Below are 12,707 nucleotides of genomic sequence, written 5' to 3' on the forward strand. Positions count from 1 at the left end.
ATCGCCGCCGAGGTCAACGCCGATCGGTCGTCACGAAGGAGTCGCATGACGCAGAACGCGCGCCACCAACTCGAGCAGGTCGTGCTGCCGTTCTGGGTGAGTCAAGGGATCGACGAAGATCATGGTGGATTCCACACCTGCTTTGACAACCGTGGATCCCGCCGTGTCACCGATGACAAGTACACCTGGTCGCAGGGTCGCTTCGTATGGCTGCTGGCTCGAGCGGCCGAGTTCAGTACCCGAGGTCTGCTCGACGTCCGCGGCGTGGATTCCGCGCGAATGCTCGGTTGGGCAGAGCGGGGCGCTGCCTTCCTGCGCGACAACGCGCTGCTCACAGACGGCACGTGCGCCTTCGCGCTCAGCCGCGACGGCGCGAAGCAGGTCGCCGACCAGCCCGCGCGCAGCGTATACGCAGACCTGTTCGCCGCGATGGGTCTCGCGGAACTGGCCCGGGTCTCCGGCGACGGGAGCTGGCTCGTGCCGGCGCGCCGAATCGTCGACCGCGCTGCCGAGGACATCCGCCGACTCCAGGCCCCGACTCCGCCCTACACGATCCCTGTGGGGCACGGTGCATTCGGGCCGCACCTCATCCTGCTCAACACCCTGGCCGTGCTGACCGCCGCCGAGCGGAGCGCGACGCTCGAGAGCACACGCGACGAAGAGCTCGCTCGAGAGCTCGACGCGGTGATGTCGTTCCGCACGGACGACGGCGTCTTCGATGAGATGCCGCGACTCGACGGCACGGATGGCGACGATCTGATCACCCGTCACAGAGTGCCGGGGCATGCGCTCGAGGCTATCTGGATCGCGCTCGACGCCATCACCCTGCTCGGGGGAGACGCCGAGGCGCATCGCCGACGGGCGCTCGACTCCGTCCCGGTGCTCTGCGAGCTGGGCTGGGACCACGATCACGGCGGAATGCTGCGCTACGTCGATCGTGACGGCGGGGCGCCCTGGGGCGAGAAGGGTGATTCGGCGTATGAGAGACTCGTGCGCCGCACATGGGACACGAAGCTGTGGTGGGTGCACTCCGAGGCGGCGGCGGTCACCGCGATCGCCGCACGCCGGCACGGACGTTCGGACAGCGCGCCGTGGCACGAGCGCATCTGGGATTACACTCTCTCGACCTTCCCCGGTGGTGATGAGGGCGCCGAGTGGGTGCAGATCCGCAATCGGGACGGCAGTCCCCGCGACGAGGTCGTCGCCCTGCCTGTGAAGGACCCGTTCCACATCGCCCGCAACCTGATGCAGCTGATCGAGCTGAGCGACGCAGGTCAAGGAAGGAACACGCATGCATGACGTATCCCCCTCGCAGACGGCGTCCGTCCCCCGGCTGCGTCCGGCGGCTGCCGCGACGCTCGCCGCGGGGGCAGTCATCCCCGCCCACCCGCTCGCGCTCGACGCCGCGCGCCGTCTCGATGAACGTCGGCAGCGGGCGCTCACCCGGTACTACATGGCGGCCGGTGCCGGCGGCATCGCCGTAGGGGTGCACACCACGCAGTTCGAGATCCGCGCGCCCGAGCACGGTCTCTTCGAGCCGGTGCTGGCGCTCGCCGCAGAGGAGATGGATGCCGCGGCCTCCGCCGACCTGGTGCGCATCGCGGGTGTCGTCGGCGAGACCCCGCAGGCGGTCGCCGAGGCGGCACTCGCTCGATCCCTGGGGTACGACGCGGTGCTGCTGAGCCCGCGGGTCCCCGGCGCGGATCCCGCCTATCTGCTTGAGCGGGCGAAAGCCGTGGGCGAGGTGCTGCCCGTGGTCGGCTTCTACCTGCAGCAGGCAATCGGCGGGCCCGTACTCGATCGGAGCTTCTGGCGCGAGTTCGCCGCCATCCCGTCCGTCGTCGCCGTCAAGGCCGCTCCGTTCGACCGGTACTCGACGCTCGAACTCGTGCGTGGGATCGCCGAGTCCGGCCGGGCCGGCGACGTCGCCCTGTACACCGGCAACGATGACGCGATCATCGCCGATCTGCTCGCCGAGCATCATGTCAGCACGCCGGGCGGCCCGCGCACCCTCCGATTCTCGGGCGGCCTGCTGGGGCAATGGGCCGTCGGCACCAGGGCGGCGGTCGGGCTGCTGACGGCCGCGCACCGCGCTGCCGCCGGCGACCTGGATGCGCATCGGGCCCTTTCGGTGACGGCGGTCGACCTGCTTGACGTCAACCAGGCCGTCTTCGATCCGGCCAACGGATTCCGCGGCGTCATCGCGGGCGTGCACGAGGTGTTGCGCCAGCAGGGGCTCCTCAAAGGGGTTTGGTGCCTCGACCCGGATGAGAGCCTGTCACCAGGCCAGTCGGAGGAGATCCGAAGAGTGCGGGCGGCATACCCCGAGCTTCACGACGACGATTTCGTCGCCGAACACCGCGACGCCTGGCTGCGGTGATGAACGCGGCTGCACCGGTCGCTCAAGCCGGCTCGGCGCATTCGGTCGCCGGAGTGGGCGTCGATCGCGTGCGCCCACGCGTTCTCCGGTGAGGAGCATGCGCGGCGCACCGTCCGCTGGAGGCCGGTGTCAGGCGACCCGGCCGGTGGACTGCCGGGGCACGAACAGTCCTTCGAGGCGTGACGGTGTGGCCTCGTCGCCCGTGGTGGCAGCGCGCAGCGTGGCCATGGCCACATGGGCGAGGCGCTCGTTCGGGGTGGAGACCGTGCTGAGCGTCGGCGTGAGCACCCGCGCGAGAAGTACGTCGTCGCATCCGATCACCGATCGGTCGCCCGGCACTCGGCACCCGGCCTCGACGAGGCCGGCGACCACTCCGCACGCCGTCAGGTCGTCGAACGCGAACGCTGCGGTCGTATCGGTGGCGAGCAGCTTCTCCGCCGCCTCGCGGCCACCCTCGTACGAGGCGTCGAACGGCCCGAGTTCGGTGAGCTCGACATCCGCTCCGGCCGCCCACATGCGGATCGCCATGCGGCGCTGGTCGGCGGCCCATGAGCCGACGGTACCCGCGAGTAGAGCGATGCGCCGATGCCCGAGATCGTGCACGTGGTCGCCTGCGGCGTGCAGAGCGCTGGTCATGTCGCAGACCACCGAGGCGACGCCCTCGATCTCTCGATTCAGCACCACCGTCGGCGTCGATCCGATCGCCTCGCGCAGCACTTCGTCCGTGGCGAGCGGGGAGGCCAGAAGGATTCCGTCGACCTGAGAGCGCAGCCGGGCGATGAGCGACGGCTCGGCAGCTGCAGCGCCCTCCGCGTCGACGAGAATCACGGTTGCCTCCTCGGCGGCGGCTTGGATCGCGCGCACCAGGGGCGGGAAGAACGGGTTGGTGATGTCGGGGACGAGAAGGCCGACGGCGCCGGTGCTGCCGGTTGCGAGCCGCCGAGCCGTGCGGTTCGGCTGGAAGCCGAGACGCTCTGCCGTCTCCAGAACCCGCTGCCGCACATCGGCCTTGACGAGTTCGGGGCGGCTGAACGCCCGCGACACCGTGGAGGCGTGCACGCCGAGTTCCTCGGCGATCGAGTAGATCGTCACCTTCGTCATGAGGAACCCCTCCGGGCCCGGCGCCGTGCCGGGCTGCCCTGAGGACGACTGGTTAGTCGTCCCACATCAACTCCTATACTGCACCCGACGCACCACGCTCTGATCCTCCGCCAGTTGCGGCGAGATCACGTGGATGAGCGCGCGGACCGGATCCGGGGAACCGACGGCCTCCGCGATCCTCGCCGCCGCGGCGTCCTCGAGTGCACGACCCGCACGCAGCTCTGCACGGACGAATCGCACCCAGGCTGCGAGCACTGTGGTGGCAGCATCGCCGTCGCCGCCCGCTGCCCGCTCCCGGATGAGGACGTCGACGACGCGATTGCGCAGCTTGACGCTGCCGTCTGCCGCTATCTGGCGCAGCGAGTGGGCGATGGCTGAGTTCGCGAACCGAGCCTCGAGGTCGCGTCGGTACTCTCGCGTGTGCAGCGCCGGATGCTCTGCAAGCCCGTGCTCGTCCATGTCCCACAGGGCGTGCATCTGCGCGCGGCACTCGGGGTCGGCGACAGCCTGGGCTACGGTGTCGTGGCCCCGCAGGATCCCCGAGTATGCGAGCAGGGAATGGGCACCGTTCAGCATCCAGAGTTTGCGGCGCTCGAAGGGCTCGATGTCGTCGACGAACAGCGCACCGGCGAGCTCCCACGCAGGCCGGACGCCGCGCACGCGACCGGAGAGCACCCAGCTGCGGAACGGCTCCGTGACCACCGGAGTCGCATCGTCGTTCCTGTGGGCGTGCGCGAGCGCCGCGACCTCCTCGGCGCTGACGTGTGGGGTGATGCGGTCGACCGACGTTCCGACCACGTCGACCGTCTCGTCGATCCACGCCGTGTCCGACCCCGCCAGCGACGCGAGATCACGTAGCAGCGACGTCGTCGTCGGGCCATTCGATGCCAGGTTGTCGCACGGGATGACGGCGACCGTGCCCGCTCCCGCGAGGTGGCGCGCACGAAGGGCGCAGAGCAGCCGCGCCGGCACAGTGCGCAGGGCAGGGCCCTCCCCCGGCTCCAGCGCCGGGCCGAGGGTGACCGCATCGGCTGCGATCTCCGCGTCCTGTTCGTCCAGGTGGCCGTCGGCACCGAGGTGGTAGCCCTTCTCGGTGATCGTGAGCGTCACGACTGCGACCTCGGGGCGCCGCAGGAGCGTTCGCAGGGCCTCAAGATCCGTGCCGTCGTGCGCCTCGACGATGGATTCGACGACTTGCGTCTCTTCACCCTGGTCGCTGCGCACGACGAGCGTGTACAGGCAGTCCTGGGACACGAGCACCTCAGCGGCGCCGGCGCTGCGTCCGGTGAACGCCGCGATCCCCCAGCCGGGTTCGGAGACCGCGGTGTACCACGCCTGGTGGGCGCGATGAAACGCGCCCAGGCCCAGGTGAACCATGCGTACTGGTGGCCGCGGATGACGGCGGCGAAGGCCGATGAGATCGCTGGGCACAGCCAGCACTCTACCCGCGTGGACTCAGGCGCTGCAACTGGTTGCAGCACTCGAGCCTGCACAGCAGAAGCGTGCGCCACTCTTCCGCGAGCCCATTGCTCGGATCGCGTCGCCCGCGCGAAGTGTCCTCCGAGGACTGCCAGCGCAGGCAATCGGTCTCGCCACACCCGATGCCCTGGAGCGCTGCCGCCGGGCGATCACCGACAGCGCCGGCTTCACGAAGACCTCCGGGTTCATCGACGACTCCCGCGCGTTCTGCTCCATACGGCGTGGCGCGACATGGTTCGTCGCGCCGACTCCGCATACCCTCGCGTCGGCGGGGGCGAGCACCGCATCGAGGGGCCATGTTCGCCAGCGGCGGCAGGCGGACATGGCCCCTCGTCCTCGAGGATCAGCGGACGTAGCGCTCCACGGGCGACGTGTTCCAGGCGTCGTCGACGGCGCGGTACTCCAGTGAAGCATGGCGCTTCACGAGCAGCTTCTCGCCTGCGTACTCCCGCCACTCCCCGCCATCGATGCGGTAGTCGATCCGCGGCTCCGCGTCGGCATCGTCGGTCGCCTCCAGCCACACCGCGGCGCCATTGGTCGTGGCGGCGTCTCCTGTACGCGCCAGGACGACGGGAGGCGTGACATCCTCCGGCAGGTCATAACGCACCAGGTGGGTTCCTGAGCCGACCACGTAGAGGTCGCCGTGCCGGTCCTGAGCGAGCTCGTGGACGTTGTTGACGCCGTCGCCACGTCCACTGCCCCTGCCGTACAACGTGGTGACCGTGCCCGTCTGGGTGTCGATCACGGCCAGGCGGTGCGCGAGCGACGCGAACAGCCGTCCGTGGTTGAACAGCAGCCGGTGATCGTCGCCGTAGCGGTCGATCGGAACGCTGGTGTCGACCGGGATGGTCCGAACGGTCTCACCACGGGCGAGATCGAACTCGAAGACGGTCCTTCCGTCCGCGATCCCCCACAGGCGACCGTCGTCGCCGATGGCCAGGCCGGAGATCGTCTTGGCGCCGGGTACCGGCGCCAGCGACCAGCGCAGCTCCTCGGTGACCGGATCCCAGGCGAAGAGCATCGCTTCATCGGTGACCGGATCGATCCCGTAGCCGCCCTCGACGGACGTGCCGCCGTACAGCAGTCCGGAATGCTCGATGAGCGAGACCGGCGTCTGATCCCGGACGACGTGGCGGTGCACCTCGTGTGTCCCGGCATCGGGCTGCCAGAGCGTGATCGCGCCGCCGTGCCGGCCACCAGTGGGAACCGAGGCGACGGCTACCGTTCCCGGGAGTGATTCGAGCTCGACCAGTGCCTGCGGTCTGCTCTGCTCATCGCCGATCTCGAGCGGTGGCTTCGGATTGGTCGAGCTCCACGGTCGGGCAGGGTCGTACAGGTAGAGGGAACCCTGCGGGTAGCGCCCGAAGACGAGGCGGTCGCCGAACGTGCCGTAGCCCTCCACCTGGCTGGTGCCGCTGAGCAGCTGGAAGGTGCCGGTGTCAGGGTTGTACCTGCTCATCCCCGGCGGGCTGAGGAACGCACCGGCGTAGATGTCGCCTGCGGAGTCGGTGCCCAAGCTGGTCAGCGGCGCTCCGGCGCCCATCAGCGGCGGTACGGCGTAGAAGCCCTTTCCGGTCTGCAAGTTCCAGCCGTAGGTGCGTCCTTCGTTCCAGTAGGTCAGGCTCAAGAAGGGCCCGGTGCCGTCGTAGTCGATCCACCCCCACGACTCCGGGGTGGCGTTCGGCCGCTTCCCGGTGCCGGTCAAGGTGCCCGTCGACAGCGAGTACTTCTTGATCTCCGTGCCCTGACGCAGGTACACGGCATCCGCGTCGTTCGGGTCGATCGGCGACACGCGCGCGTTGGCGCCGGTGATCTCCTTCACCCACTCGCCGGTCGCAAGGTCGCGGACGTACATGTTCGACGAGCTCACGAACAGCTGGGAGTCGCGGATGTCGAGAGCGCTCACCGCGGTTCCGGTGTGGCTTGCCGGCATCTCGATCTCGGTGAAGACGCCGGAAGCACGGTCGTACGATGCCAGCTTGCCGTTCGGCTGGGTCCCCACGATGACGGTGTCACCGTGCGGGGCGATCGAGCCGATGTACTGCTCCCCCGCGAGCGCGGGACCGTGGTCGGTGAGGGTGTACGTCTTCGGGTCGAGCGAGTACAGGCTGCCGCTGGGGTACGTGCCGAACCACACGGTGTCGTCGGGGCCGACGGCGCTCGACCAGACCCGTTCATCGCGAGGGACTGCTCCGAGGTAGTCGAGCTGTGCCGTGCCGGGAACGTAGCGGTAGAGGTGTCCGCCGTCGGAGGCGCCGAAATAGACGGTGCCGTCGTTCGGGGACTGCGAGAAAGTCCGCTGAGTCTCCTTGCCATGAGGGACGCGGGTCTGGAACACGGCCTCGTTCGTGCGCATGTCGACCACGGTGAACTCGGCGTTGAGGTTCTCGTTCCCGGAGACCACGAAGTAGCTGAGCGGCGTTCCGTCCGGGGCGCTCCCGATGCCGGACGCAAGGGGCTGCACCTTGTGCACCGGCTCCCCGAGGTCTGTGATCGGGTCGGCGGCCGTGGACGCGGTGGCGGCCGCCCCGAGCGTCGATGTTCCGAACGCGCACAGCAGCGCGCTCAGGCAGCAGAGCGCTGCCAACGATGTTCGTCGTCTGTTCAAGGGGGACTCCTTCGTCCGATCGCGTGGGTGAGCAACCCTAGGGTTGTGCTACGGTAGCACCCATGCAGGGGGCGGTCAACGACGGTCCGGACGTCGCGACCGGGGCAGCATCCGTCGTGGACATCGGCGTGGATGTCGGCCAGTCCGGCGTCCGCGCACGAGTGCGCGGACCGGCGCAAACGCAAGACCTTCGTCTCCCCGGCGGGCATCACCGCAGGGCGATGGGCGACCTCGCCGCCGCGCTGCGGAGGATCGCGCCTGGCCGAGTGGATCGACTGGCCATCGGCGCCACCGGCGTGCACGGCCACGCAGATCGCTTCGACGTGTCGCCGCTGATCGAGCGGCTTCGCCCCGCTCAGGTGATCGTGACCGACGATGCCGTGACGGCCTACCTCGGCGCGCTGGGGTCGTGCGCGGGAACCGTCGCCGCCGTCGGCACCGGCATCGTCGTGCTCGCTCGTGCAGCGGACGGGAGGATGCACCGGCTCGGAGGGCACGGGCTCGACATCGACGACCGCGGTTCGGGCGCATGGATCGGTCGGAGTGCGCTGCAGTCTGCGATCGACCAACATGAGGGAGTGCGGAGGGACGCAGGCAGCATCGAGGAGCTCTGTCGTGCCCAGCTCGGCGGACTCCACGACCTGCCGTGGCGGGCGTCCGACCCGGAGTGGTCCTCGACGCTCGCGACATTGTGCGCTCCGCTCACCGCGCTCGCCGCCGCCGGTGACGCTGCGGCGCAGGCCATCATGGCCGAGGCGGGTGAACAGATCGGCATCCGCATCGCCGCCGCCATGATGCGCGCCGGACACGACCGCGAGCAGCCTGTAGCGCTGACCGGGGGAGTCGCCGCAGCCCTGCCGCACCTCGAACCCGGCCTCCGCCGCAGCCTTCCGGCCGGCGTACGCATCGTCGCCCCCGCCGGCGATCCGCTCGACGGAGCGATGAGGCTGCTCGACGCAGCGACGATGCCGTACGAGTCGCCCCTGGTGGCCCGCATCCACGGCGGAGCCGGCTCGCCGCCGGCGGGAGCACTCGTGCAGGAGGAGAGATGAACCCAGTCGACGCCCTGATGGGCGGTCTGATCGTCAGCTGTCAGGCGCCGGTGGGCAGCCCGCTGCGCCACCCGCGGACCATGGCGCAGATGGCGGCGTCGGCAGAGCGCCACGGTGCCGTCGGTGTGCGCGTCGAAGGAGCCGCCGACATCGCCGCTGTGTCGGCATGCGTGGCCCTGCCCGTCCTCGGCATCCGCAAGGCGCACCGACCAGGTAGTGACGTGTTCATCACCGCGACCCGCGCGGACGTGGATCTCGTCCACGACGCCGGTGCAGGCTTCATCGCCCTCGACGCGACCGCCCGAAGCCGGCCCGGCGGTGAGCGACTGGCGGACGTCGTCGCGCACGCGCATGCGCTCGGACTCGGGGTGGTCGGCGACCTCGCCGCGGTATCCGACGCCGAGCCTGCCCGCGACTCCGGCGTGGACGCGCTCGCCACCACCCTCATCGCCGCCTCCGACCAGGATGTCCGCCCCGGTGGCCCCAACATCCGCGCGATCGAGCGCATCCGCGAGCTCGACCTGGGCCTCCCTCTTGTTGCTGAGGGCCGCTTCGCCACGGCATCCGATCTCGATCTCGCTCGGGGGGCGGGTGCGGCATCCGTCGTGATGGGACGCGCGCTCACCGACGTCGACGCCCTGATCCGCGATGCGGCGTCGCACCTCAGGAGCGCGTCGCAGCGGTAGGCTCCGGAGCACCATGCCGCCCAAGTATCAACAGATCCTCCGCGAGCTCTCCCAGCGCGTGGACGCGATGGATCCCGGTGATGCGCTGCCCCCCGAGGAAGAGCTCGCGCGGGAGTTCCAAGTGTCGCCCATGACTGTCCGCCGCGCGCTGACCATCCTGCTCGAGGCGAAGCGCGTGGTGGGCGTGCGAGGCAAGGGCACGTTCGTGGCGCCACGTCCGATGCGCCGGCTCATGACCCTGAGTTCATTCAGCGAGACGATGCGGGCGACCGGCCGAACGCCCCGGTCGGAGGTGATCTCGGCGTCGACGGTGGCCGCCACACCGGAAGCGGCGGAGCTGCTGCACATCTCGGCGGGTGACCAGGTGCACCGGCTGCGTCGTCTTCGTTTCGGCGACGACACGCCTGTCGCGGTGGACCGTACCCTGCTACCGGCGGCGCGCTACCCCGGCCTGCTCGATCAGGATCTCACCGGATCGCTCTATGCGCTGCTGCGCCGGAGGTACCGGGTCGAGGTCCGCCGCGCTGTCTCCGACATCTCGGCGGTGCTGCCGGAGGCCGAGGATCGGGCGCGTCTCGGCCTGAGCCAGGTCGTGCCCTGCCTGGGGGTGCGGGCGATCGCCATGGACGAGGAGGGCCGCGTCGTGGAGTTGACCGATTCGACGTATCGGGGCGACCTCTATACGTTGCGCGTCGAGCACTCGCCCCTCGGCTGATCGCTGGTCGGGTCCCTCACCCGAGGTGGTCGCCCGCCATCCGCGCCAGTGCTTCGCCCACGACGGCCGCGCCGCCGCCGCGGGCAGCCGCGCGTCGCTGCAACTCTGACCCGGTGCCGCGGGTGAGCATCGCATCCAGCCAGGCGCGCACCGCATGCGCCTCCTCGTCCGAGGCGAACGCCTCCCGTACGTGCGCGAACAGCGCCGCCACCGCGGCCCGCGCTGACACGAGCCGCTCGGTCACGGGGTCGACCAGCTGGCCGCCGAGCCCCCACCGGCTGGCGCGCCATGAAGCCAGTCGCAGCAGTGCGGTGGTCGTGCACGACGGGGCGACGCCGTGTCGCCATTCGCCTGCGGCGGTCTCCACGAGGGCGCGGGCCATCACGGCCAGGCACGCGGAATCGCGAGGGTCGAAGCAGACGTCGCTGATGCGGATCTCGACCGTCGGTGCGTGCGTCGACAGGCGGGCGTCGAAGTAGATCATCCCGTGGTCCAGCGGAACTCCGCTCGCCAGTGCGTCCGCGACGGCAGCGGCGTAGCCCTGCGCGCTTCCGAAGAGGTCGTATGCTCCCGCGCACGGCCACCGGCTCCATGCCTGATACCGGAAGCTCGCGAATCCGGAGTCGACGCCGTGCCAGAACGGCGAGTTGGCGCTGAGCGCGAGCAGCACCGGCAGCCAGGGGCGGATGCGGTCCAGCACGGCCACGCCCTCATCACCCGAGGCGACCGTGACGTGGACGTGCAGTCCACAGGTCAGTTGTTCATCCATCGTCAGGCCGAAGCGGTTCCGCATCCGCTCGTACCGGGGCGACCGCATGAGGTGAGGTTCGCAGGATGCGTGCGGGGTGGCGAGCGCCACGGCACGTGCTCCCACCTGCTGGGCGAGGTCATCGGCCGACCGCCGGCCCTCGACCACGGCGCCGAGCACCTCGGCGAACGTCGTCACAGGCGCGCTGACGATCTCGATCTGCTCGCGCTTCACCTCAGGCTCGAGGCGCGACCCGCAGGGGAGGACCAGGGCGCCCGCGCGCAGGATGCTGCCGGCCAGCGGCTGCGGCGCGAACGTCTCGGCATCGACGAGCAGCAGCTCCTCCTCGACGCCGATCTGGCGCATGCCGGGGACGTGATCGGCCGCGGGCGCATCGCGGGCCGGCTCCGCGTCGAGACCAATCGTCATGATCCGCCTGCCGACAGCTTCCCGATCTCGTGCCACAGATGGGCGATCGATGCCGCCCCGTTCCTCAGCATCCGCAGGTCGACGCTCTCGTCGTCTGCATGCCAGCTGTCTTCGGGCAGCCCCGTGCCGATGAACAGCACCGGCGCCTGGAACCGCTCCGACAGCAGGACGGCCGGACCGCCGCCCGCGTTGCCCATGCGACCGCGCACCGGCATGCCATGTCCGTGGGCCAGGGCGCGCTCGAGCGCGTCGAGCAGGGGACCTTCGGGGGTCCCCGCCGGCTCCTGCCCCTGAGGCACCTGCACCTCGAGCTCGTACTCCGCCTCGGCGGGCATCTCCGTCGCCACGAACGCCTGCAGCTGCTCGGCGACCACGTCCAGACGCTGGCCGGGGGCCATGCGGATGCTCAGCGTCGCGCTCGCCTCTGCGGGGATGACCGACCGTTCGATGCCGGTCGGGTCGCCGGCGATAAGCGAGATCACCTCGATTGAGGGACGCGCCCAGAGGCGCTCTTTGACCGTGTAACCCTCCTCGCCGACGATGACACGCGTTCGACTGCGCTCGAGCCAGTCGGCGTCGTCATAGGGCAGGGCATCGAACTCGCGGCGCCGCTGCTCGGTGAGAGGGGTGACGTCGTCGTAGAAACCCGCGATGCGCAGGCGGCCGGAGGAGTCGTACAGCCTTCCCAGAACCTGAGCCAGCGCCAGCGCGGGGTTCAGGGTGGCGCCCGAGGCCAGCCCGCTGTGTACGTCCTGCTCCGGACCGGTCACGGTCAGTGAGGCGTTGACGATGCCGCGCATCGAGGTCACGGGCGCCGGAGCATCCACCCGCCACTGGAGGGTGTCGGAGAAGACGATGGCGTCGCACGCCAGGTCGGCGGCGTGGTCGTCGAGCAGCGCGGCGAGGTTCGGCGAGGCGATCTCCTCCTCGCCTTCGACGAGGAACTTCACGTTGACCGCCGGGCGGTCGGCCCCGATCGCCGCCAGGTGTGCGCGTACTCCCCACAGGTGAGCCATCACCTGGCCCTTGGCGTCGGAGGCGCCGCGGCCGTAGAGCCGGCCGCCGCGCACGATCGGCGTGAACGGCTCGGTCTGCTGCCACTGCTCGGCCTTGGCGTGACGAACGTCGTGATGGCTGTAGACGAGCACGGTCGGCGCGCCGGGGTCGGCCGCACGCATCTCGCCGAGCACCGCCATCGCGTCGCCGGTCTTCACGACGGATGCCGCTATGCCGATCTCGCGCATCTCCGCCGCCAGCCAGTTCGCCGACCGGGCGACCTCCACCTGACGCTCCGGATCGGCGGCGACCGAGGGGATGCGCACCCATTCGCTCAGCCGCTCGATGATCTGCGGCGCATGCTCATCGAGGAAACGCGCGATCGCGTCGTGGTCGTGGTCGTGGTCGCGGTCGCTGCGGCTGAGCCCCCCGAGTGTCATGTCCAGAGCATGGAGGTGCCGGAGAGCGAGCGCAGGGGGATTGACTGCGGACTCGGGCGAACGCTAGTGAGCC

General features: G+C 70.1%; 10 protein-coding genes. 5 read left to right on the top strand and 5 right to left on the bottom strand.

Annotated features, from left to right (window positions below; genetic code table 11):
• Positions 1-45: 45 nt before the first annotated feature.
• Both RIN43_RS02740 and RIN43_RS02745 read left to right on the top strand, forming a co-directional pair.
• On the top strand, positions 46-1,299 hold the full coding sequence (locus RIN43_RS02740) for an AGE family epimerase/isomerase (protein WP_309127337.1): 1,254 nt from the start codon (positions 46-48) through the stop codon (positions 1,297-1,299).
• Positions 1,292-2,380, top strand: coding sequence for a dihydrodipicolinate synthase family protein (locus tag RIN43_RS02745; RefSeq protein WP_309127338.1), 1,089 nt, complete (start codon positions 1,292-1,294; stop codon positions 2,378-2,380). Before RIN43_RS02740 ends, RIN43_RS02745 begins: the two co-directional genes overlap by 8 nt.
• A 129-nt stretch (positions 2,381-2,509) precedes the next feature.
• On the opposite strand, the gene RIN43_RS02750 is transcribed toward RIN43_RS02745, so the two are convergent.
• The 3 genes from RIN43_RS02750 to RIN43_RS02765 all read right to left on the bottom strand — a co-directional run bounded on the left by RIN43_RS02750 (position 2,510) and on the right by RIN43_RS02765 (position 7,568).
• Positions 2,510-3,481: a LacI family DNA-binding transcriptional regulator gene (locus tag RIN43_RS02750; RefSeq protein WP_309127339.1), complete on the bottom strand. Its 972-nt coding sequence runs from the start codon at positions 3,479-3,481 to the stop codon at positions 2,510-2,512.
• A 66-nt stretch (positions 3,482-3,547) separates the two neighbouring features.
• Positions 3,548-4,912, bottom strand: coding sequence for a mannitol dehydrogenase family protein (locus tag RIN43_RS02755; protein ID WP_309127340.1), 1,365 nt, complete (start codon positions 4,910-4,912; stop codon positions 3,548-3,550).
• 391 nt (positions 4,913-5,303) lie between these two features.
• On the bottom strand, positions 5,304-7,568 hold the full coding sequence (locus tag RIN43_RS02765) for a PQQ-binding-like beta-propeller repeat protein (protein WP_309127341.1): 2,265 nt from the start codon (positions 7,566-7,568) through the stop codon (positions 5,304-5,306).
• Between the two features lie 62 nt (positions 7,569-7,630).
• Here RIN43_RS02765 and RIN43_RS02770 point away from each other — a divergent pair, with 62 nt between their 5' ends.
• From RIN43_RS02770 to RIN43_RS02780, 3 genes are read left to right on the top strand one after another with little or no spacing between them, the layout of a single operon-like run.
• Complete coding sequence (locus tag RIN43_RS02770; protein WP_309127342.1) at positions 7,631-8,620, top strand: BadF/BadG/BcrA/BcrD ATPase family protein; 990 nt, start codon at positions 7,631-7,633, stop codon at positions 8,618-8,620.
• Positions 8,617-9,306, top strand: coding sequence for a putative N-acetylmannosamine-6-phosphate 2-epimerase (locus RIN43_RS02775; RefSeq protein ID WP_309127343.1), 690 nt, complete (start codon positions 8,617-8,619; stop codon positions 9,304-9,306). Before RIN43_RS02770 ends, RIN43_RS02775 begins: the two co-directional genes overlap by 4 nt.
• Positions 9,307-9,319: 13 nt before the next feature.
• Positions 9,320-10,021: a GntR family transcriptional regulator gene (locus RIN43_RS02780; RefSeq protein WP_309127344.1), complete on the top strand. Its 702-nt coding sequence runs from the start codon at positions 9,320-9,322 to the stop codon at positions 10,019-10,021.
• A 16-nt stretch (positions 10,022-10,037) separates the two neighbouring features.
• Here RIN43_RS02780 and RIN43_RS02785 read toward each other — a convergent pair whose 3' ends face one another.
• Both RIN43_RS02785 and RIN43_RS02790 read right to left on the bottom strand, forming a co-directional pair.
• Positions 10,038-11,198, bottom strand: coding sequence for a glutamate--cysteine ligase (locus tag RIN43_RS02785; RefSeq protein ID WP_309127345.1), 1,161 nt, complete (start codon positions 11,196-11,198; stop codon positions 10,038-10,040).
• Positions 11,195-12,634 carry a M20/M25/M40 family metallo-hydrolase gene (locus tag RIN43_RS02790; RefSeq protein ID WP_309127346.1) on the bottom strand — a complete coding sequence of 480 codons (1,440 nt, stop codon included), beginning with the start codon at positions 12,632-12,634 and terminating at the stop codon, positions 11,195-11,197. The genes RIN43_RS02785 and RIN43_RS02790 overlap by 4 nt, the downstream gene beginning before the upstream one ends.
• Between the last annotated feature and the right edge of the window lie 73 nt (positions 12,635-12,707).

Source organism: Microbacterium sp., assembly GCF_031178445.1.
Taxonomy (GTDB): Bacteria; Actinomycetota; Actinomycetes; order Actinomycetales; family Microbacteriaceae; genus Microbacterium.

Bases quoted from the DNA above. Each gene is read 5' to 3' on its own strand.
- RIN43_RS02740 (WP_309127337.1), top strand. From the start codon at position 46: ATGACGCAGAACGCGCGCCACCAACTCGAGCAGGTCGTGCTGCCGTTC.
- RIN43_RS02745 (WP_309127338.1), top strand. From the start codon at position 1,292: ATGCATGACGTATCCCCCTCGCAGACGGCGTCCGTCCCCCGGCTGCGT.
- RIN43_RS02750 (WP_309127339.1), bottom strand. From the start codon at position 3,481: ATGACGAAGGTGACGATCTACTCGATCGCCGAGGAACTCGGCGTGCAC.
- RIN43_RS02770 (WP_309127342.1), top strand. From the start codon at position 7,631: ATGCAGGGGGCGGTCAACGACGGTCCGGACGTCGCGACCGGGGCAGCA.
- RIN43_RS02775 (WP_309127343.1), top strand. From the start codon at position 8,617: ATGAACCCAGTCGACGCCCTGATGGGCGGTCTGATCGTCAGCTGTCAG.
- RIN43_RS02780 (WP_309127344.1), top strand. From the start codon at position 9,320: ATGCCGCCCAAGTATCAACAGATCCTCCGCGAGCTCTCCCAGCGCGTG.
- RIN43_RS02785 (WP_309127345.1), bottom strand. From the start codon at position 11,198: ATGACGATTGGTCTCGACGCGGAGCCGGCCCGCGATGCGCCCGCGGCC.
- RIN43_RS02790 (WP_309127346.1), bottom strand. From the start codon at position 12,634: ATGACACTCGGGGGGCTCAGCCGCAGCGACCGCGACCACGACCACGAC.